Annotated in this window: 16 protein-coding genes; 6 read left to right on the top strand and 10 right to left on the bottom strand. The window is 72.7% G+C overall.

Annotated features, from left to right (window positions below; all coding sequences use genetic code 11):
* Positions 1-16 precede the first annotated feature (16 nt).
* Complete coding sequence (locus AB0K34_RS41505) at positions 17-1,339, bottom strand: NAD(P)/FAD-dependent oxidoreductase (RefSeq protein ID WP_364554189.1); 1,323 nt, start codon at positions 1,337-1,339, stop codon at positions 17-19.
* Positions 1,329-2,111, bottom strand: a complete 783-nt coding sequence (locus AB0K34_RS41510; protein ID WP_364554191.1) for a tryptophan 2,3-dioxygenase family protein — start codon at positions 2,109-2,111, stop codon at positions 1,329-1,331. The genes AB0K34_RS41505 and AB0K34_RS41510 overlap by 11 nt, the downstream gene beginning before the upstream one ends.
* A gap of 153 nt (positions 2,112-2,264) precedes the next feature.
* Between AB0K34_RS41510 and AB0K34_RS41515 the strand changes: the two genes are divergently transcribed.
* Positions 2,265-3,368 carry an alpha/beta hydrolase gene (locus AB0K34_RS41515; protein WP_301177863.1) on the top strand — a complete coding sequence of 368 codons (1,104 nt, stop codon included), beginning with the start codon at positions 2,265-2,267 and terminating at the stop codon, positions 3,366-3,368.
* A gap of 12 nt (positions 3,369-3,380) precedes the next feature.
* On the opposite strand, the gene AB0K34_RS41520 is transcribed toward AB0K34_RS41515, so the two are convergent.
* A complete protein-coding gene (locus AB0K34_RS41520; RefSeq protein WP_301177862.1) occupies positions 3,381-3,956 on the bottom strand; it encodes a MarR family transcriptional regulator in 576 nt (191 codons plus the stop codon).
* A 54-nt stretch (positions 3,957-4,010) separates the two neighbouring features.
* On the opposite strand from AB0K34_RS41520, the gene icmF reads away from it, so the two are divergent.
* Positions 4,011-7,229 (top strand): fused isobutyryl-CoA mutase/GTPase IcmF, encoded by a 3,219-nt coding sequence (gene icmF, locus AB0K34_RS41525; RefSeq protein WP_301177865.1) that lies wholly within the window; start codon positions 4,011-4,013, stop codon positions 7,227-7,229.
* Positions 7,226-7,996, top strand: coding sequence for a helical backbone metal receptor (locus AB0K34_RS41530; protein ID WP_301177861.1), 771 nt, complete (start codon positions 7,226-7,228; stop codon positions 7,994-7,996). The genes icmF and AB0K34_RS41530 overlap by 4 nt, the downstream gene beginning before the upstream one ends.
* Here the strand turns inward: AB0K34_RS41530 and AB0K34_RS41535 are convergent.
* From AB0K34_RS41535 to AB0K34_RS41555, 5 genes are all read right to left on the bottom strand, one after another.
* Positions 7,993-8,583 carry a TetR/AcrR family transcriptional regulator gene (locus AB0K34_RS41535; RefSeq protein WP_138637766.1) on the bottom strand — a complete coding sequence of 197 codons (591 nt, stop codon included), beginning with the start codon at positions 8,581-8,583 and terminating at the stop codon, positions 7,993-7,995. The two genes, AB0K34_RS41530 and AB0K34_RS41535, sit on opposite strands and share 4 nt — an antisense overlap.
* Positions 8,567-9,322: a 3-oxoacyl-ACP reductase FabG gene (gene fabG / locus AB0K34_RS41540; protein WP_301177860.1), complete on the bottom strand. Its 756-nt coding sequence runs from the start codon at positions 9,320-9,322 to the stop codon at positions 8,567-8,569. Before fabG ends, AB0K34_RS41535 begins: the two co-directional genes overlap by 17 nt.
* Positions 9,323-9,336: 14 nt before the next feature.
* A complete protein-coding gene (locus AB0K34_RS41545) occupies positions 9,337-10,488 on the bottom strand; it encodes an acyl-CoA dehydrogenase family protein (protein WP_138637764.1) in 1,152 nt (383 codons plus the stop codon).
* A gap of 86 nt (positions 10,489-10,574) precedes the next feature.
* Positions 10,575-12,401 (bottom strand): substrate-binding domain-containing protein, encoded by a 1,827-nt coding sequence (locus AB0K34_RS41550; protein ID WP_301177859.1) that lies wholly within the window; start codon positions 12,399-12,401, stop codon positions 10,575-10,577.
* Between the two features lie 489 nt (positions 12,402-12,890).
* Positions 12,891-13,253, bottom strand: coding sequence for a DUF3099 domain-containing protein (locus AB0K34_RS41555; protein ID WP_138637762.1), 363 nt, complete (start codon positions 13,251-13,253; stop codon positions 12,891-12,893).
* A gap of 69 nt (positions 13,254-13,322) precedes the next feature.
* On the opposite strand from AB0K34_RS41555, the gene AB0K34_RS41560 reads away from it, so the two are divergent.
* Complete coding sequence (locus AB0K34_RS41560) at positions 13,323-13,535, top strand: dodecin (RefSeq protein WP_138637761.1); 213 nt, start codon at positions 13,323-13,325, stop codon at positions 13,533-13,535.
* A gap of 193 nt (positions 13,536-13,728) precedes the next feature.
* Here AB0K34_RS41560 and AB0K34_RS41565 read toward each other — a convergent pair whose 3' ends face one another.
* Complete coding sequence (locus AB0K34_RS41565) at positions 13,729-15,108, bottom strand: metallopeptidase TldD-related protein (RefSeq protein ID WP_364554197.1); 1,380 nt, start codon at positions 15,106-15,108, stop codon at positions 13,729-13,731.
* 5 nt (positions 15,109-15,113) lie between these two features.
* Positions 15,114-16,613 carry a TldD/PmbA family protein gene (locus AB0K34_RS41570; protein ID WP_301178235.1) on the bottom strand — a complete coding sequence of 500 codons (1,500 nt, stop codon included), beginning with the start codon at positions 16,611-16,613 and terminating at the stop codon, positions 15,114-15,116.
* A 166-nt stretch (positions 16,614-16,779) separates the two neighbouring features.
* On the opposite strand from AB0K34_RS41570, the gene AB0K34_RS41575 reads away from it, so the two are divergent.
* Positions 16,780-17,484 carry a beta-ketoacyl-ACP reductase gene (locus tag AB0K34_RS41575; RefSeq protein WP_138639995.1) on the top strand — a complete coding sequence of 235 codons (705 nt, stop codon included), beginning with the start codon at positions 16,780-16,782 and terminating at the stop codon, positions 17,482-17,484.
* A 4-nt stretch (positions 17,485-17,488) separates the two neighbouring features.
* A complete protein-coding gene (gene fabI, locus AB0K34_RS41580) occupies positions 17,489-18,274 on the top strand; it encodes an enoyl-ACP reductase FabI (protein WP_089325951.1) in 786 nt (261 codons plus the stop codon).
* Positions 18,275-18,583 lie beyond the last annotated feature (309 nt).

An 18,583-nucleotide genomic window follows, 5' to 3' on the forward strand; every position in this document is an offset into this window, starting at 1 on the left:
GGCGCCGCCTCGCCCGCTAGCCGGCCGGTCGCCGCCGGGCGCGCCGGGCCGCGCGCAGCGCCAGCCCGAGCCCCGCGGCGCCGCCCGCGACGGCGGCGCCCAGCGCCAGGTTCTGGCGCCTGATGCGGGCCGGGATGTCGGCGTACGGCATCGTCGAGAACGACACCAGCTCGTAGCGGGAGACGTAGCGGCCCGCCAGGCGCCGCTCCAGCGCGTGCGTCGCGGCCTGCTTCGCCCGGTACACCGGGGACGACACCCGGTCGCGCATCTCGATGAAGTTGTCCAGGGCCATCTCGGCGATCGCGTCGGTGTTGGCCTTGCGCCGCTCCTGGTAGAGCGACAGCGCGCGCCGCCAGTCGCCGCCGGCCTCGGTGAGGCACCGGTCGATCTCGATGCAGTCCTCGAACGCGCAGTTGGCGCCCTGCCCGAAGAACGGGACGATCGCGTGGGCGGCGTCGCCGAGCAGCCCGACGACGGCGCCGTCGCCGTACCGGGTCCACGGCCAGCACCGGACGGTCACCAGCGACCCGACCGGGTTGTGCGCGTAGTCGTCGGTCAGGTCGGGCATCAGCCCGGCGACGTCCGGATAGTGCTCCGCGAAGTAGGCGGTGACGTCCGCCGGGGCGGCCAGCGCCTCGAAGTCGCCCTTCGGCCAGAACAGCGTGCAGGTGAACGACCGGTCCAGGTTCGGCAGCGCGATCATCATCGAGGTGCCGCGCGGCCAGATGTGCAGCGCGTCCGGGTCGAGCGCGAACTCGCCGTCGCGCGGCGGGACGGTCAGCTCCTTGTACCCGTGCTCCAGGAAGTCGGCCTCGTGGTCGAACCCCAGCGACCGGCGGACGGCGCTGTAGGCCCCGTCCCCGGCCAGCACGACACTGGCGGGCTCGGGGTCGGCGTCCTCGAACAGCAGCGCCCCGGCGTCGACGTCCACGCCGGTGACGCGCTGGGAGAACCGGAGCGAGACCCCGGGAGTGGCCTCGGCGGCCTCCAGCAGCGACCGGTTCAGCTCGGCGCGGCTGATGGAGTTGATGGCGCGCTCGCCGTCGGCGCTGTAGGGCTGGAAGTTCTGCGCGCCCGGCAGCGGGTGCACCATCCGCCCGTGCATGGGCAGCGCCTGCTTGAGGGACTGGTCGCGCAGCCCGACCTGCTCCAGCGCGGCGAGGCCGCGGGCGGAGACCGCCAGGTTGATCGAGCGGCCCCGCTCGGCGCCCGCGACGCGCGGGTCGGGGCGCCGCTCGTACACCGTGACGGGGATGCCGCGGCGGCCCAGCAGCACCGCGAGCAGCGACCCCGCGAGGCCCGCCCCGACGATCGCGACCCGCTCCGCCTCACCCGCCATGGACGGGCGCCTCCTCGGTCTGCGAGCGGACCTCCCACAGGTCGGGGAAGGCGGGCGCGAACAGCGTGCGGCGCAGGTAGTCGGCGCCCGCCGACCCGCCGGTGCCGAGCTTGGCGCCGATCGTCCGCTCGACCATCTTCAGGTGCCGGTACCGCCACTCCTGGACGCCCTCGTCGACGTCGACGAGCGCCTCGCAGACCTCGGCGGCGGCGCCGGACTCGTCGGCGTAGGCGGCGAGGAGGGCCTTCTGGACGCCGGGGTCCGGCTCCCAGGTGGCGGAGGTGTCCCGGTCGAGGGCCGCGCGCGGGACGGGGAAGCCGTGGCCGTCCAGGTAGCGCAGCAGCGAGTCGAACAGCGACGGGCGGGTCACCGCGGCGCGCAGCCGCTCGTCCTCGCGCAGCACCGACGCGGGGAACGCGCGCCGCCCGAGGACGGCCTCGATCTCGCGGAACTGCTCGCTCTGGAACCCGCTGGAGCTGCCGAGCACGTCGCGGAACGCGGCGAACTGGCGCGGGGTCATCGTCTCCAGGACGTCCAGCTGCCCGACCACCGTCTTGAGGATCTTGGCGATGCGCCGCGCGGTGTGCAGCGACCCGGCGCTGTTGCCCTCCTCCAGCCGGCGCTGCAGCAGCGCGGCCTCGTGCAGGATCTGCTTGAACCACAGTTCGTAGACCTGGTGGATGATCACGAACAGCAGCTCGTCGTGCGCCCGGGTCTTCGGCTCCTGGCAGGAGAGAAGATCGTCGAGCCGCAGGTAACCGCCGTACGTCATTGTCGGCGAATCCGCCATCATGCCTCCTCGCGACACAACGGATGTGAGCCGCAGCATAAGGGATCGTTCTCCCCGCACCCGGAAACGGGTGCCGCCGCCGGATCCCGCCCCCTACGATCAGAACCCGGTTCGGTAGCGCGGAGGGGTCCCCGGATGGGCGAGATCGTCAGGGAGTTCGTGGGGCTGCCGTCGCCCCTGGCCGGCCGGGCGGGCGCGGGCGGCCACCCGTGCCAGGGCGTGTACCACCGGCCCGCCGGGGCCCCGCCGAGGACGGCGTTCATCGCGGCGCACTACAACGTCGACTTCTCCGAGCACTACCTGGCCGAGCACCTCGCCGCGCGCGGCTACGGCTTCCTCGGCTGGAACACCCGCTTCCGCGGCAACGAGGCGTTCTTCCTGCTCGACCACGCGCTGGCCGAGATCGGCGAGGGCGTGCGGTGGCTGCGCGAGCGGGCCGGCGCCGAGCGGGTCGTGCTGCTCGGCAACTCCGGCGGCGGCTCCCTGATGGCCGCCTACCAGTCGCAAGCCGTCGAGCCGAACGTCGCGCCGGTCGCCGGGATGCGCCCGGTCGCCGCCATCGAGGACCTGCCCGCCGGGGACCTGTTCATCGCCCTGGCCGCGCACTCCGGCCGCCCCGAGGTCCTCACCGCCTGGATGGACCCGTCGGTCACCGACGAGACCGACGCCCTGTCCGCCGACCCGTCCCTCGACCCGTTCAACCCCGAGAACGGGCCGCCCTACAGCGCCGAGTTCCAGGCCCGTTACCGCACCGCCCAGCGCGCCCGCAACGAGCGCATCACCGACTGGGTCCTCGCCCGGCTGGACGCCCTGAAGGGCACCCGCGCCCGCGACGCCCTGTTCAACGTGCACCGCACCTGGGCGGACCTGCGGATGATCGACCCGGCCATCGAGCCGTCCGACCGTGAGCCCAACCGCTGCTACCTGGGCGAGCCGGCCAGGGCCAACTACGGGGTGTTCGGCATCGGCTCCACGTGCACGCTGCGCACCTGGCTGTCGATGTGGAGCCTGCGCACCTCGCAGTGCACCGCCGCGCCGCACCTCGCGCGCGTGAGCGTCCCGTCGCTGGTGATCCACGCCACCGCCGACGAGTGCGTCTACGACAGCGACGCCCGCGCGATCTTCGACGCCCTCGCGGCGCCCGACAAGACCCTGGACCACATCAAGGACACCCACTACCTGCCGGACGCGCGCCCCCGCGCGGCCTACCTCATCGACGCCTGGGTCCGCGACCACTGACCCCGCGGGACGTCACTCCGGCGCGCCGTCGCCGGGATCGCGCGAGGGGAGGTCGCCCGAGGGGAGGTCGCCGGCGCAGACGCGGACGGGCCGCAGCGCCGCGGTGATCTCGGTGGCCTGCCCGGCGGGCAGGTCGGCGATGCCGAAGCCGGACTCGTTGAGGGCGGCGGTGGCCTCCTCGGCGAGGTCGCGGCCGGCGGGGGTGATGGTGGCGAGGACGACGCGGCGGTCGCCGGGGGAGGGGCCGCGGCCGACGAGGCCGCGCCGCTCCAGGCGCCCGATCACGTTGGTGACCGAGGCGGGGTGCACCATGAGGCGTGTGCCCATCTTCCCCATGGGAAGGGTCCCGGTGCGGGCGAAGGCGAGGAGGCGCAGGGCCTCGTAGGCGGCGAACGTCAGCCCGTAGGGCTTGAGGACGGCCTCGATGCGGCTCAGCAGCAGCTGCTGGGCGCGCATCACGGAGGTCACGGCCGCCATGTGGTCGGCGTGCTCGGGCCAGCGGGCGCTCCACTGGCGGTGGGCCTCGGCGATGGGGTCGGGGGTGTCGGGCACCGCAACACCGTATGCCGTCTTGACGTGTTCGCGCACGGAAACTATTTTAACTTCCAAATATTGGATGTCCAAAGTTTGGTGGTGGGGTCGGTGACGGGGGAGCTGCACGCGCCGGTGCACCCGGTGCGGTTCGTGACCGCGGCGGCGCTGTTCGACGGCCATGACGCGGCCATCAACATCATGCGGCGCATCCTGCAGTCGCAGGGCGCCGAGGTGGTGCACCTGGGCCACGACCGCTCGGTCCGCGAGGTCGTCGACGCCGTGCTGGAGGAGGACGCGCAGGGCGTGGCGGTCAGCTCCTACCAGGGCGGCCACGTCGAGTACTTCGAGTACCTGTCGCGGAGCCTGAAGGAGGCCGGCGCCGAGCACGTGAAGGTGTTCGGCGGGGGCGGCGGCGTGATCGTCCACGACGAGATCGCGCGGCTGTCCGGGGCGGGCGTGCGGATCTTCTCGCCGGAGGACGGGCAGCGGCTCGGCCTGCCCGGCATGATCAACGAGCTGGTGCGCGACTGCGACACCGACCTCGCGGCCGAGCCGGTCCCGGCGGCGGACGTGCTCGCGGGGGAGCGGCGCGCCCTGGCGCGCGCCATCACCTGCCTGCAGGCCGGTAAGCTCCCCGACGACGACCGCGCGCGGCTCGCCGAGGCGGCGGCCGCGCGGCGGGTGCCGGTGCTCGGCATCACCGGCACCGGCGGCTCGGGCAAGTCGTCCCTCACCGACGAGCTGGTGCGCCGGTTCCGCGTCGACCAGGGCGACCGGCTGCGCGTCGCGGTGCTGGCCGTCGACCCGACCCGGCGGCGCGGCGGCGGCGCCCTGCTCGGCGACCGGATCAGGATGAACTCCCTGGACGGCGACCGCGTGTACTTCCGCTCGCTCGCCACGCGCGGCGCGCGGGAACTGCCCGACAACATCGAGGACATCGTCGCCGCCTGCAAGGCCGCCGGGTACGACCTGGTGATCCTGGAGACGCCCGGCATCGGGCAGGGCGACGCCGCGATCGTCCCGCTGGTGGACGTCTCGCTGTACGTGATGACGCCGGAGTTCGGCGCCGCGTCCCAGCTGGAGAAGATCGACATGCTCGACTTCGCCGACGTGGTGGCGATCAACAAGTTCGAGCGGCGCGGCGCGGCCGACGCGCTGCGGGACGTGTCGCGGCAGCTCGTCCGCAACCGGGAGGCGTTCGGGCAGAAGCCCGAGGACATGCCCGTCTTCGGCACCAGCGCCGCCACCTTCAACGACGACGGCGTCACCGCGCTGTACCGGCACCTCGGCGGGCTCCTCGGCGAGCACGGGCTGGAGCTGGCGGACGGCGTCCTGCCGGACGTCGCGACGAAGGTGTCCACCGGCGCCGCGACCGTGATCCCGCCCGGCCGGGTGCGGTACCTGTCCGACATCGCCGAGACCGTCCGCGACTACCACGCCGCCACGGAGCGGCAGGTGGCGGCGGTGCGGCGCGTCCAGCGGCTGGACGAGGTGCGCGCCGAGCTGACCGACGCGGGCGAGGTCGAGGCGCTGCTGGAGAAGGCCCGCCGGGACGTCGAGCCGGCAAGCGCCGAGCTGATCGAGGGCTGGCCGGCCGTCGTGGAGTCCTACTCCGGCGACGAGCAGGTCGTGAAGATCCGCGACAAGGAACTGCGCACGGCGCTGACCCGCGAGTCGCTGTCGGGCAGCCGCATCCCGCGCGTCGCGCTGCCCCGCTACACCGACCACGGCGAGCTGCTGCGGTTCCTGCGCAACGAGAACCTGCCCGGCAGGTTCCCGTTCACCGCCGGGGTGTTCCCGTTCAAGCGCGACAACGAGGACCCGGCCCGCATGTTCGCGGGCGAGGGCGACCCGTTCCGCACCAACCGCCGCTTCAAGCTCCTGTCAGAGGACCAGCCCGCGACCCGGCTGTCCACCGCGTTCGACTCGGTCACCCTGTACGGGCGCGACCCCGACGAGCGCCCCGACGTGTACGGCAAGGTCGGCACGTCCGGGGTGTCGATCGCGACGCTGGACGACATGAAGGCCCTCTACGACGGGTTCGACCTGTCCTCGCCGACCACGTCGGTGTCGATGACGATCAACGGCCCCGCGCCGACGATCCTGGCGTTCTTCCTCAACACCGCCATCGACCAGGGCCTGGACGCCTTCTATGAGGAGCACGGGCGCGAGCCGTCCGCGGAGGAGGCCGCGCGGATCCGCGCGCGCGTGCTGTCGACCGTGCGCGGCACCGTGCAGGCCGACATCCTCAAGGAGGACCAGGGGCAGAACACCTGCATCTTCTCCACCGAGTTCTCGCTGCGGATGATGGGCGACATCCAGGAGTGGTTCATCGCCAACGGCGTCCGCAACTTCTACTCGGTGTCGATCTCCGGCTACCACATCGCCGAGGCCGGGGCGAACCCGATCAGCCAGCTGGCGTTCACGCTCGCCAACGGGTTCACCTACGTCGAGTCCTACCTGGCGCGCGGCATGGACATCGACGACTTCGCGCCCAACCTGTCGTTCTTCTTCTCCAACGGCATGGACCCCGAGTACAACGTCCTCGGGCGCGTGGCCCGCCGCATCTGGGCCGTCGCCATGCGCGACCGGTACGGCGCCAACGAGCGCAGCCAGAAGCTGAAGTACCACGTGCAGACGTCGGGGCGCTCCCTGCACGCGCAGGAGATGCACTTCAACGACATCCGCACGACCCTGCAGGCCCTCATCGCCGTCTACGACAACTGCAACAGCCTCCACACCAACGCCTACGACGAGGCCGTGACCACGCCGACGGCCGAGTCGGTCCGGCGGGCGCTGGCCATCCAGATGATCATCAACCGGGAGTGGGGCCTGGCGATGAACGAGAACCCGCTGCAGGGCTCGTTCATCATCGACGAGCTGACCGACCTGGTCGAGGAGGCGGTGCTCGCCGAGTTCGACCGGATCAGCGAGCGCGGCGGCGTCCTCGGCGCGATGGAGACCGGCTACCAGCGCGGCCGCATCCAGGACGAGTCGATGCTCTACGAGCAGCGCAAGCACGACGGCTCCCTGCCGATCATCGGGGTGAACACGTTCCGCCCGGCCGAGGGCGGCGACGGCACCCCGCAGAAGATCGAGCTGGCCCGCGCCACCGAGGACGAGAAGCGCTCCCAGCTGGAGCGCGTCCACGCCTTCCAGGGCGCGCACCGCGACGAGGCCGAGACCGCCCTCGCCGCGCTGAAGGACGCGGCGCGCGCGGGCGAGAACGTCTTCGCCGTGCTGATGGACGCGGCGCGCGTGTGCAGCCTCCAGCAGATCACCGACGCGTTCTTCGAGGTCGGCGGGCAGTACCGCCGCAACATATGACGCCGCGCGACGACACCGGCCACCCGGTCCCGGTCCCGGACCGGGTGCGCCGCGTCGTGTCGATCGTCCCGTCCCTGACGGAGACGGTCGCGGTGAGCGCTCCCGGCCTGCTCGCCGGCGCCACCGACTGGTGCACCCGCCCCGAGGGCCTGGACGTGCCGCGCGTGCGCGGCACGAAGAACCCCGACCTGGACCGGATCGCCGGGCTGCGGCCCGACGTCGTGCTCGGCAACACCGAGGAGAACCGGCCCGCCGACGTCGCGGCGCTGCGGGCCGCCGGCGTCCCGGTCTGGATGACGGAGATCCGCACCGTGGACGAGGCGCTGGCTTCGCTGCGCCGCATGCTCGCGGAGGCGTGCCGGGTCCCGGTGCCGGGCTGGCTGGACGAGGCGTCCCGGGTCTGGTCGGCGGTGGTCCCGCGGCGGCGGCGCGCGGCCGTCGTGCCGATCTGGCGGCGGCCGTGGATGGTCGTCGGCCGCGACACCTTCACCGGCGACGTCCTGTCCCGGCTCGGGGTGTCCAACGTCTACGCCGGCCACCCCGACCGCTACCCGAAGATCCCCCTGGACGAGCTGAACGCCGCCGGCGCCGACCTCGTCGTGCTGCCCGACGAGCCGTACCGGTTCACCGCCGGCGACGGACCCGAGGCGTTCCCCGGCCTGGACGTCGCGCTCGTCGACGGGCGGCACCTCACCTGGTACGGCCCGTCGCTCGTGGACGCCCCGGCGGCCCTCGCCCGGCAGCTCGCCGCGGCCCGGGCGTACTAGCCGTCCCGCCGCGCGAACATGGCCTCCACGCAGCCGGCCATGCGCTCGTCCAGCTCCTCGGCCGGCAGGCCGATCTCGCGGGCGAGGTGCTCGCGCAGCAGCGTGTACCCGTAGATCGTGGACGCGATCGCCGCCTGCACGGCCTCCACGTCCGCGACGGGCAGCTCGCCCCGCCCGGCCTCGGCGGCGAGGTCGGCGCGGCCCGCGCCCCGGTTCAGCAGGACGCGGGGCCGGTCGTCGCCGTCCAGCACCAGCAGCGTCGCCAGCCGCACCGGCTCGGGGTTGCGCAGGCTCGTCCAGAACAGCCGGGCGAGGCGCTCGCGCAGCGGCAGCCCGGCCGCGTCCACCGCGTCCTCGGCGTTCGGCCGCGACCGGTGGAACAGCGCGGAGCGCAGCAGCGACCGCCGCGACCCGAAGTACTGGTAGACCAGCCCGCGGTTGACCCGCGCCTCGTCGGCGACCTGCCGCAGGTTCAGCCCGGCGAGGACGCCGCCGCGGCGCAGCAGCGCGACCGCCGCCGCCCGCAGCGACTCCTCCGTGGCCTCCCGGTCCCGGCCGCGGGCCGCCGCCTCACGCGCGGGGACCACCCGCCACGTAGATCACCTGGCCGGACACGAACGAGGCGTCGTCGCTCACCAGGAACGCGACCGTCCCGGCGATGTCCTCGGGGACGCCGACGCGGCGCACCGGGATCTCCTTGGCGGCGGCGGCCTTGAAGTCCTCGAAGTCGACGCCGACGCGGGCGGCGGTCGCCGCGGTCATCTCCGTGGCGATGAACCCGGGCGCGATCGCGTTGGCGGTGACGCCGAACTTGCCCAGCTCGATCGCCAGGGTCTTGGTGAACCCCTGCAGGCCCGCCTTGGCGGCCGAGTAGTTGGCCTGGCCGCGGTTGCCGAGCGCCGACACCGACGACAGGTTCACGATCCGGCCCCAGCCGGCCTTGGTCATGTGCTCCTGTGCGGCGCGGCTCATCAGGAACGAGCCGCGCAGGTGCACCGACATGACCGAGTCCCAGTCGTCGTCGGACATCTTGAACAGCAGGTTGTCGCGGGTGATGCCGGCGTTGTTCACCAGCACGACGGGCGGGCCCAGCTCGGCGGCGACGCGCGCCACGGCGGCGGACACCGCCGCGGAGTCGGCGACGTCCACGCCGACGGCGAGGGCCGTCCCGCCCTCCTTCGCGATCGCCTCGACGGTCCCGGCGCACGCGGCCTCGTCGAGGTCGCAGACCGCGACGGCGAAGCCCTCCCGCGCGAGCCGCGCGGCGGTGGCGGCGCCGATGCCGCGCGCCGCGCCGGTGACGATGGCGACCCTGGTGCCTGTCATCTTCACTGCCTCCGTCAGACCTGGATGTCCTTGGCGATGATGGTCTTCAGCACCTCGCTGGTGCCGCCGTAGATGCGGGTGACGCGGGCGTCGGCGTACAGGCGCGCGATCGGGTACTCCAGGATGTAGCCGTAGCCGCCGTGCAGCTGCAGGCACTTGTCGACGACGCGGCCCTGCACCTCGGTGCAGAACAGCTTGCAGACGGCGGCGTCGGCGGGGGTGAGCTCGCCGGCGTCCAGCGCCTCGATGCACCGGTCGACCAGGGAGCGGGCCGCCTCGACCTCGGTGGCGCATTCGGCGAGGACGAACTTGGTGTTCTGGAACGACGACACCGTCTTGCCGAAGACCGTGCGCTCCTGCACGTACTTGCGGGCGAACTCGACCGCGGCGGCGGCCGAGGCGTAGGAGCTGGTCGCGATGCCGAGCCGCTCCTCGGCGAGGTTGTGGGTGAGGTACTCGAAGCCGCGGCCCTCCTCGCCGAGGAGGTCCTCGACGGGCACCCGGACGTCGGTGAACGACAGCTCGGCGGTGTCGGAGCTGCGCAGCCCGATCTTCTCCAGCTTGCGGCCGACCGCGTAGCCCTCGCTCTTGGTGTCGACGGCGAGGATCGACAGGCCCGCGCGCCGGTTCTCCGGCGTGGCGGGGGACGTCCGCGCGACCACGAGCACCCGGTCGGCGAGGACGCCGCCGGTGATGAACGTCTTGGCGCCGTTCAGCACGTAGTGGTCGCCGTCGAGCCTGGCGGTGGTCTGCATGCCGGCGAGGTCGGACCCGGTGCCGGGCTCGGTCATCGCGATGGCCGTCATCATCTCGCCGGACACGAACGGCGGCAGCCAGCGCTTCTTCTGCTCCTCGCTGCCGTACTTCAGCAGGTAGGGCAGGACGAGGTTGACGTGCACCCCGTAGCCGCCGAAGCTCACCCCGGCCCGGGCGCACTCCTCGGAGACCACGGCCTGGTACTTGAAGCTGGTCTCGCCCGCGCCGCCGTACTCCTCGGGCACCTGGATCCCGAAGACGCCGAGCTCGCCGAGCTTGGTGTAGAACTCGCGCGGCGGGTGGCCGGCGTTCTCCCAGTCCTCGTAGACGGGGACGACCTCCGCCTCGATGAAGGCCCGGATCGTGTCCCGGAACGCCTCGTGGTCCTCGTTGAATACGGTGCGGCGCACGCCGTGGCCCCTCTCCTGTGCCGGGGTGCAACTAACGGAACGCTAACTTAACTCGAATGTAGTTCTAGAATCAAACACAGACGAGGTCAGCAGTCCGGTTCGCAGACGCGCCGCGAGACGGCCTTGAGGAAGATGCCCTGGATCTGCCCGGGCGTCTCCGCCACGTAGGCGTCGCCGTGCGTGACCTGCGCGATCTGCCGCAGCTCGTTGACGTCGACGCCGCGCCCGTAGCCGAGCATGTTGACCTGGACGGGGCGCTCCGGGTCGTACTCGCGGCGCATGTGGTCGAGGGTCTCCGCCAGGGACGGGCCGCCCGGGTCCTCGTTCCGGCCGTCGGTCCACAGCAGCACCGAGTTCACGTACTCGGGCTTGTAGGTGCGCTTCATGTAGTCGAAGGCGGCCATGACCGTCTCGTACAGGCCGGTGTCGCCGTGCGGCTTCACCCGGATCCGCGCGAACGCGCTCAGCACGAGCTGGCGGCGGGTCGCCGAGCCGAGCCGCTCGTCCAGCGGCCCCACGCTCACCAGCTCCCGCCAGTCCCGCCCGTCCTCCAGCCCGGTGGAGAAGATCCACTGGCCGAGCTCGCTGTCCTCCGGCAGCAGCGACAGCCCGCCCTGCGCGGTCCGCACGGTGGACTGCAGCCGCGTCACGCCCGGCGCGACCGGCTCGTCCATCGACCCGGACACGTCGATGATGCTGAGCATCCGGATGCTGAGCGACAGCTGCGCCCACGACTGCATGATCCGCCGCACCTCGGCGGCCGGCACCGCCGGAAGCGCCTGCGGCGACGCCGCACCACCCGGCGCCCGGAACCCGAGCCGCTGGACGTCATCGCGAACGTCCGCGCCCGACAGCTCCCGCCACAAGAGCCGCGCTGCACGGGCCTTGCTCGGAGCCAGTACGGCGACGGGATGGTCGAGGTAGACGGTCCCCTCCGCCGGATGCACCGCGACCACCGGCGCGGCGGGACGCCGGGAGTTGTAGGCGCGCACCGCCTGCTCCGGTGCGAGCGCGACCGGGTACCGGTCCGTCGCGCCGCTGCCGAACGCGTCGAACTCGGCCTTGACCGAGACCGCGACCCCCTCCCGGATCGTCCGCACCACACCGGTGAATCCGGCGGAGCGATCCAGCAGAGCGTTCGCCAGCACGAGCGTGCCCATCCCCGTGGCAGTGCGGTCGGGGTCGGGTACCTGCAGCCGCAGCAGTCGCGGCGGGATCACCGAGTCGCCGGGGGCGCCCTCAGCGGTCCCGGCCGAGGCGAGCAGTTCGGCCCACGAGGGCCGCGCCGGCGCCCCCAGATTCCGCAACTGCGTGGCGAGCCCGCGCGGCATCGCCACCACGATCGGCGTGGTGGCGATGCTCCCGAGCACGTCGGGCCCGCCACCGGCGAGCCCGATCCACAACGACGAGTCGGGAATCCAGACATCGGGCCGCTCGGTGACCCCGGCCACGCCCTTGCCGGACAGCAGCGTCGCGACGGCGGCCGGGTCGGTGGCGCGCACCCGCGCGCTGACGCAGCGCCCGTCCAGCTTGTGCCGGGCGTCGTTGAACCGCCTCGCGGCCCGGACGACCGCGGGCGCGACGTCCGGCGCGGCCGCCACACTCACCGTGACCCCTTCGGAGCACCCGCCGCCGCCCACACCGAACGCATACGCGGCCGCCCCGGTGAGCAGCACGAGCCCGACGGCCCCCGCCAGCGGCCCGAGCAGCACACCACCGACCCGCCGCGGCCCGGCCTGCCGCCGCCGGCCCGTCCTGGCGGCCGCGTGCGCAGGCCCGGCGGGCCGTGGCCGCTCGGCGCGCACGACGGGAGGCCCGCTGGGCTCCGAGACGCCGAGGAAGACGTAGGGGATGCCCCCCGGCTCCGCCGAACTCCGGGGCGCCCACTCGGGCACGTCGTCGTGTCCGCTCATCGCCGACCTCCGTCTCCCGGCCACCGCGCCGATGAGACACATAACCCATCTGTCTCACTCGGATCAGCTGTGATGTTCGTCTCATCAGCGTGATCCGTCAAGGGGGCCCGGTCAGCAGTACGCACGCGATCGCGGAACGGATCGGTGCGAACACGCCCTCTATGGGCGGAAAGTTCGGAGAGTCCGGGTTTCGGCCGCTGGCCGAACCAGGCCAGCGGCGGGCCTTGCCGTTCTCACCCGGATGTGCGTGGCCCCGACCTAGCGGGCAAAGGCGAAGTCATGGCAGCGTCTGCCGCGAACCGGGGAACTCCCAGGAAAAACCCCGGACATTGAAAAGCGGCGCCGGGTGGATACGGGGGCAATCCACCCGGCGCCGCATCATCGGTGTTCCGACGGGGGCCCGGAACACCGGCACGGGCGCTCCGACGGGGGACCAGAGCGCCGGTACAAATCGTACACCGAAACCCCCCGCGGTTAGTCAAGAGAATGTCACGACCCGATTTCCGGTCGCTGTCCGGAATCCGGCTTCTGTCCGCGCTCCGAGCCACCCTGCCGGAGCTCCGGCCGCGTCGCGTCCTGGAAGGACGCCGACGCCGTGGGCTCACGCCCGCCGTTGGCGATGACGACCGCGATGTACGGGAGCAGCAGAGCGCCGACGACCATGAGCATCGCCAGCCACCACGGCGCGCCCGCGACCGCGGCGACGACCGCGCCGACGAAGCAGACGGTGCGCACCCCCATGGAGATCAGGTACCGGCGCTGCCGGTGGCCGATGTCCTCCGACATGGGGCGGGGAGCGTCGGTGACCGTGTAGACCGCCGGCTCCCGGTGGTGGCGGGGATTGACCTTCACATTTCCACGGTAAGCCCATGGAGTCCGACCTGCGACGGCAGTACGGGTCAAAACATGGGAGTGAACGAGATGACCGATCGCACGTACCGGGTGACGGAGATCGTGGGAACCTCCCCGGAGTCCGTGGAGACCGCCATCCGCAACGGCGTCCGCCGGGCCGCCCAGACCCTCCGCCACCTGGACTGGTTCGAGGTGCGGGAGGTCCGCGGCCAGATCGAGGACGGCGAGGTGGCGCATTTCCAGGTGACGATGAAGGTCGGCTTCCGCCTGGAGGACACCTGACACACCCCCACACGCCCAAGATCAGTTCGCACTCACAAGGGGCAAAGCCCCATGGGGGTGTAGGGGGAACCCCACCAGGGGGGCGTGGGGGGCTGGCCCCCCACCGGGGTGGCCGGAGCCTGGAGCGAGCGCCAGCGAGCGCAAGGCACCGGCCACCCCGCACCGGGGGGCGTGGGGGGTCGCCCCCCCACACCTAAGACGCCTGAGAGACGGTCGACATGTTGAAGTCGCCCACTCTCAGCGCCGGCATCGCCGCCCGGGTGAAGTAGTCCGACCATTCCCGCGGCAGTGTCGCCGTGGTCTCGCCGATCTCGGCGATCCGGGACAGCAGGTCGACGGGGCTCTCGTTGAACCGGAAGTTGTTGACGGCTCCGACGACTTCGCCGTCTTCGACGAGGTAGACGCCGTCGCGGGTGAGCCCGGTGAGCAGGAGGCTCTGCGGGTCGACTTCGCGGATGTACCACAGGCAGGTGAGCAGCAGCCCGCGCTCGGTGCGGGCGACCATCTCCTCGAGGGTGGCGCCGCCGTCCGGCCCGACCAGCGCCAGGTGGTCGATGGCCGGGGTGACGGGGAGCCCGGTGCGTGCGGCGGAGTGCCGGGTCTGGGTGAGGGAGGTGAGTTCCCCGTCGCGGATCCAGTCGGTGGCGGTGAGCGGGAGCCCGTTGTCGAAGACGGACGATTCGCGGCCGGAGGCGTGCGCGACGACGAACGGGCTGCTCTCCATGCCGGGCGCGGCGGGGTCGCTGGACAGGGTGACGGGCAGGCCGGCGAGGCGTTCGCCGACGCGGGTGCCGCCGCCGGGGGCGCTGAACACGGTGCGGCCGTCGTGGGCGTCCTGGGCGCCCGCGGACCAGTACAGGTAGATCATGAGGTCGGCGACGGCGGACGGCGGCAGGATCGTCTCGTATCGCCCGGCGGGCAGGTCGACGCGCCGTTCGCCCCAGTCGAGCCGCCGCGCGAGGTCGGCGGTGAGGGCGGGGACGTCGACGCCGGTGAAGTCGCGGGTGCCGACGCCGGCCCAGGCGGAGCCGCCGGCGCCCTTGGCGTTGAGTTCCAGGAGCCCGGTGGGCTGGTCGTGGCGGAGCCGCAGCCCGGCGGAGCTGCCGAGGAACGTCGAGGTGAGGACGTGGTTGGCGAATCCGTAGAGGCGGCGGTCGGCGGACTGCGCGGCGGCGAACGCCTCGCCGAGCGCGGGCGCGAGGCCCTCGAACACGCCGATGCCGGTCTCGGCGGGGTCGTCGTCCCAGCCGGACGCCCCGGCGGGGCCTTCGGCGACGAGGGGCGCGGCGTCCTCGGCGGGTTCGTTGCCGGCGGCGTCGGCCTCGGCGGCGCGGACGAGTTCCTCGATGCCGCCGGCGCCGACGGCGGACCGGGACACGACGCCGGCGGCGACGCCGCCGGCGGTCTCGCGCAGGGCGATGACGGTGAGCCGGCTGGAGCGGGTGACGCCGTTGGTGGTGAGGGTGTTGCCCGCCCACCGCAGGTTCGCGGTGCTGGTCTCGTCGGCGATGACGATGCAGTCGTCGGCGCGGGACAGCGACAGGGCCCGTTCGACGGCCTCCTGCGGCCGCATGGTGGTCACTGGCCGGCCTCCTTCAGCGTGTTGAGGATGTTGACGCCGCGGAACAGCGCGGACGGGCAGCCGTGGCTGACGGGCGCGACCTGCCCGGGCTGGCCCTTGCCGCAGTTGAACGCGCCGCCGAGCACGTAGGTCTGGGGGCCGCCGACGGCTTCCATGGAGTTCCAGAAGTCGGTGGTGGTGGCCTGGTAGGCGACGTCGCGGAGCTGCCCGGCGAGCCGCCCGTTCTCGATCTTGTAGAAGCGCTGGCCGGTGAACTGGAAGTTGTACCGCTGCATGTCGATCGACCAGCTCTTGTCGCCGACGATGTAGATGCCGCGGTCGACGCCGGAGATCAGCTCGTCGGTGGAAGGGCCGCCGTCGGCGGGCTTGAGGGAGACGTTCGCCATCCGCTGGATCGGCATGCTGGACGCGGCGTCGGCGAACGCGCAGCCGTTGGAGCGGTCGGCGCCGGTGAGGCGGGCGATGCGCCGGTCGGTCTGGTATCCGGTGAACAGGCCCCCGGTCACGATGTCGAAGGACTGGGTCTGCACGCCCTCGTCGTCGTAGCCGATGGTGGCCAGGCCGTGTTCGGTGGTGCGGTCCCCGGTGATGTTCATGACCTTGGACCCGTACTGCAGGGCGCCGAGCTTGTCGGGGGTGGCGAAGGAGGTGCCGGCGTAGGCGGCCTCGTAGCCGAGGGCCCGGTCGAGTTCGGTGGCGTGCCCGATCGACTCGTGGATGGTCAGCCACAGGTTGGAGGGGTCGACGACGACGTCGTAGGAGCCGGGGTCGACGGTCGGCGCGGCGAGCTTCTCGGCGAGCATCTCGGGGATGCGGGCGAGTTCGCCGTCCCAGTCCCAGTGGTCCCCGGTCAGCCATTCCCACCCGTATCCGGCGGGCGGCGCGACCGTCCGCATGGTGTCGAACAGCCCGCCGGCGATGCCGACGGCGTTGACGACGGGGTGGAGGCGGACGCGCTGCTGGGTGGTGACGGTCCCGGCGAGGTCGGCGAAGAACTTGTTCTCCTTGACCTGCAGCAGGGTGGCGTCGACGTGGTCGACGCGGTCGTCGCCGAGCAGCCGGCGGCTCCACCCGGCGAGCAGCGCGACCTTGTCGCCGGTGGGCACGTCGAACGGGTCGGTCTCGTAGGACGACACCCAGGTCCGCTCGCCGTGGACGGGTTCGGGGGCGAGTTCGATGGGCTCGCGGTTGACGGGCCTCGCGACGGCGGCGACCTCGACGGCCTGCGCGGCGACGCGCGCGGCCCCGTCGGGGGTGAGGTCGATGCCGGCGGCGAAGCCCCAGGTGCCGTCCTTGACGACCCGGACGGACAGGCCGACGTCGTCGGCGTCCAGCGCGGTCTCCAGGGCGGCGTCGTGGAGCCGGAGGGTCTGGCTGCGGATGCGTTCGAGGCGGAAGTCGGCGTGCTCGGCGCCCAGCTCGCGGGCCCGGGTGAGGGCCGCGTCGGCCAGCGCGCGGAGCGGCAGCGCCGTGAAGGCGGGATCGATGTCATGCACCTTCCGCAACCTACCCGCCGCGCCCGCGCGGGGCCGAGAACAAATGCGGGTCGCGGGTTCTTGTCGGTTCGGCACATCCGCAGGGCGCGGCGGGGGCCGCTAGGGTCGTGCCCAGTCTTCCGAGTACGAACGTCTTCTGAGCACGCAAGTCGACGAGAGGGTCCTGATGAGTCGCTCTGTCCTCGTGACCGGCGGTAACCGGGGCATCGGCCTCGCCATCGCCCGTGAGCTGTCCGCGGCGGGCGACGCGGTCGCCGTCACCTACCGGTCGGGGGAGCCCCCCGAGGGGCTGTTCGGCGTCCGGTGCGACGTGACGGACGCCGAGGACGTCGACGCGGCGTTCGCCAAGGTCGAGGCCGAGCAGGGCCCGGTCGAGGTGGTGGTCGCCAACGCGGGCATCACGAAGGACACGCTGCTGGCCATCATGAGCGAGGAGACGTTCACCTCCGTGCTCGACACGAACCTGACGGGTTCGTTCCGGGTCGCGAAGCGGGCCGTGAAGGGCATGATGCGCAAGCGGTCCGGCCGGATCGTGCTGGTGTCGTCGGTCGTGGGGCTGATGGGGTCGCCGGGGCAGTCGAACTACGCGGCGTCCAAGGCGGGCATGGTCGGGTTCGCCCGGTCCCTCGCCCGCGAGCTCGGCTCCCGCAACATCACGGTCAACGTGGTGGCGCCCGGGTTCGTCGACACCGACATGACGGCGGTGCTCAGCGAGGACCAGCAGAAGGCCATCACCGCGGCGGTCCCGCTCGGGCGGATCGCGCGGCCGGAGGAGATCGCGAAGGCGGTGCGGTTCGTCGCGAGCGAGGACGCCGCCTACATCACCGGGGCCGTGATCCCGGTCGACGGCGGACTGGGAATGGGGCACTGACGGCATGGGCATTCTCGAAGGCAAGCGGATCCTGGTCACCGGCGTCCTCACCGACGCCTCGATCGGCTTCCACATCGCGCGGGTCGCGCAGGAGCAGGGCGCCGAGGTCGTCCTGACCGCCTACCCGCGCCCGACCCTCACGGCGCGGACCGCGAAGCGGCTGCCGACGGGCCCGGACAACCCGCCGCCGGTGATCGAGCTGGACGCGACGAGCGCCGAGCAGCTGGACGCCCTGGCCGGGAACCTGCGCGAGCAGGGCTTCGACCACCTCGACGGCGTCGTCCACGCGATCGCGTTCGCGCCGCAGACCGCGCTCGGCGGCGCGTTCCTGGAGACGCCGTGGGAGGACGTGGCGACCGCCGTGCACGCGTCGGCGTACTCGCTGAAGTCGCTGACGATGGCGTGCCTGCCGCTGATGAAGGACGGCGGCTCGGTCGTCGGCCTGGACTTCGACGCCACGAAGGCGTGGCCGGTGTACGACTGGATGGGCGTGGCGAAGGCCGGCCTGGAGTCGTGCGCCCGCTACCTGGCCAAGTACCTGGGCCCGCAGGGCATCCGGGTGAACCTGGTCGCGGCGGGTCCGCTGGCGACGATGGCGGCCAAGAGCATCCCCGGCTTCGAGGGCATGACGGACATGTGGCCGAAGGCGGCCCCGCTCGGCTGGGACATCAAGGACAGCGAGCCCACGGCCCGCGCCTGCGCGGCGCTGCTGTCGGACTGGTTCCCCGCCACCACGGGCGAGATCGTCCATGTCGACGGCGGCATCCACGCCATCGGCGGCGCGTACTAGCCCCGGACGTCCCGAAGGCCGGCGCCAGGTGCTCGTCGCACCGGCGCCGGCCTTCGCGTGTCGGCGTGCGGGAAGTGTGCCCCGGGCCGGGTGTCAGCGGCCCGCGCGCCGGCGGCGGAGGACGCGTCCGGCGGCGCTGAGGTTGAGTGCTCCGGCCGCTCCGGCGGCGCCGGCCGCGGCGGCGACCAGCAGCAGCTGCCGGTTGTCCTGCCCTGGCCGGCACGCCGGTGAACATCGGGCACACCCGGGACCTGCCGGACAACATCCTGATGTTCCAGTCGACCGCCGACGCGGCCACCCCGTACGAGG

Origin of the sequence: Actinomadura sp. NPDC049382 (assembly GCF_040677125.1) — a bacterium.
Taxonomy (GTDB): Bacteria; Actinomycetota; Actinomycetes; order Streptosporangiales; family Streptosporangiaceae; genus Spirillospora; species Spirillospora geliboluensis.

Coding starts and splice junctions, on each gene's coding strand:
- AB0K34_RS41550 (WP_301177859.1), bottom strand. CDS start 12,401: ATGAGCGGACACGACGACGTGCCCGAGTGGGCGCCCCGGAGTTCGGCG.
- AB0K34_RS41505 (WP_364554189.1), bottom strand. CDS start 1,339: ATGGCGGGTGAGGCGGAGCGGGTCGCGATCGTCGGGGCGGGCCTCGCG.
- AB0K34_RS41565 (WP_364554197.1), bottom strand. CDS start 15,108: ATGCGGCCGCAGGAGGCCGTCGAACGGGCCCTGTCGCTGTCCCGCGCC.
- AB0K34_RS41575 (WP_138639995.1), top strand. CDS start 16,780: ATGAGTCGCTCTGTCCTCGTGACCGGCGGTAACCGGGGCATCGGCCTC.
- fabG (WP_301177860.1), bottom strand. CDS start 9,322: ATGACAGGCACCAGGGTCGCCATCGTCACCGGCGCGGCGCGCGGCATC.
- fabI (WP_089325951.1), top strand. CDS start 17,489: ATGGGCATTCTCGAAGGCAAGCGGATCCTGGTCACCGGCGTCCTCACC.
- AB0K34_RS41530 (WP_301177861.1), top strand. CDS start 7,226: ATGACGCCGCGCGACGACACCGGCCACCCGGTCCCGGTCCCGGACCGG.
- AB0K34_RS41515 (WP_301177863.1), top strand. CDS start 2,265: ATGGGCGAGATCGTCAGGGAGTTCGTGGGGCTGCCGTCGCCCCTGGCC.
- AB0K34_RS41510 (WP_364554191.1), bottom strand. CDS start 2,111: ATGACGTACGGCGGTTACCTGCGGCTCGACGATCTTCTCTCCTGCCAG.
- AB0K34_RS41560 (WP_138637761.1), top strand. CDS start 13,323: ATGACCGATCGCACGTACCGGGTGACGGAGATCGTGGGAACCTCCCCG.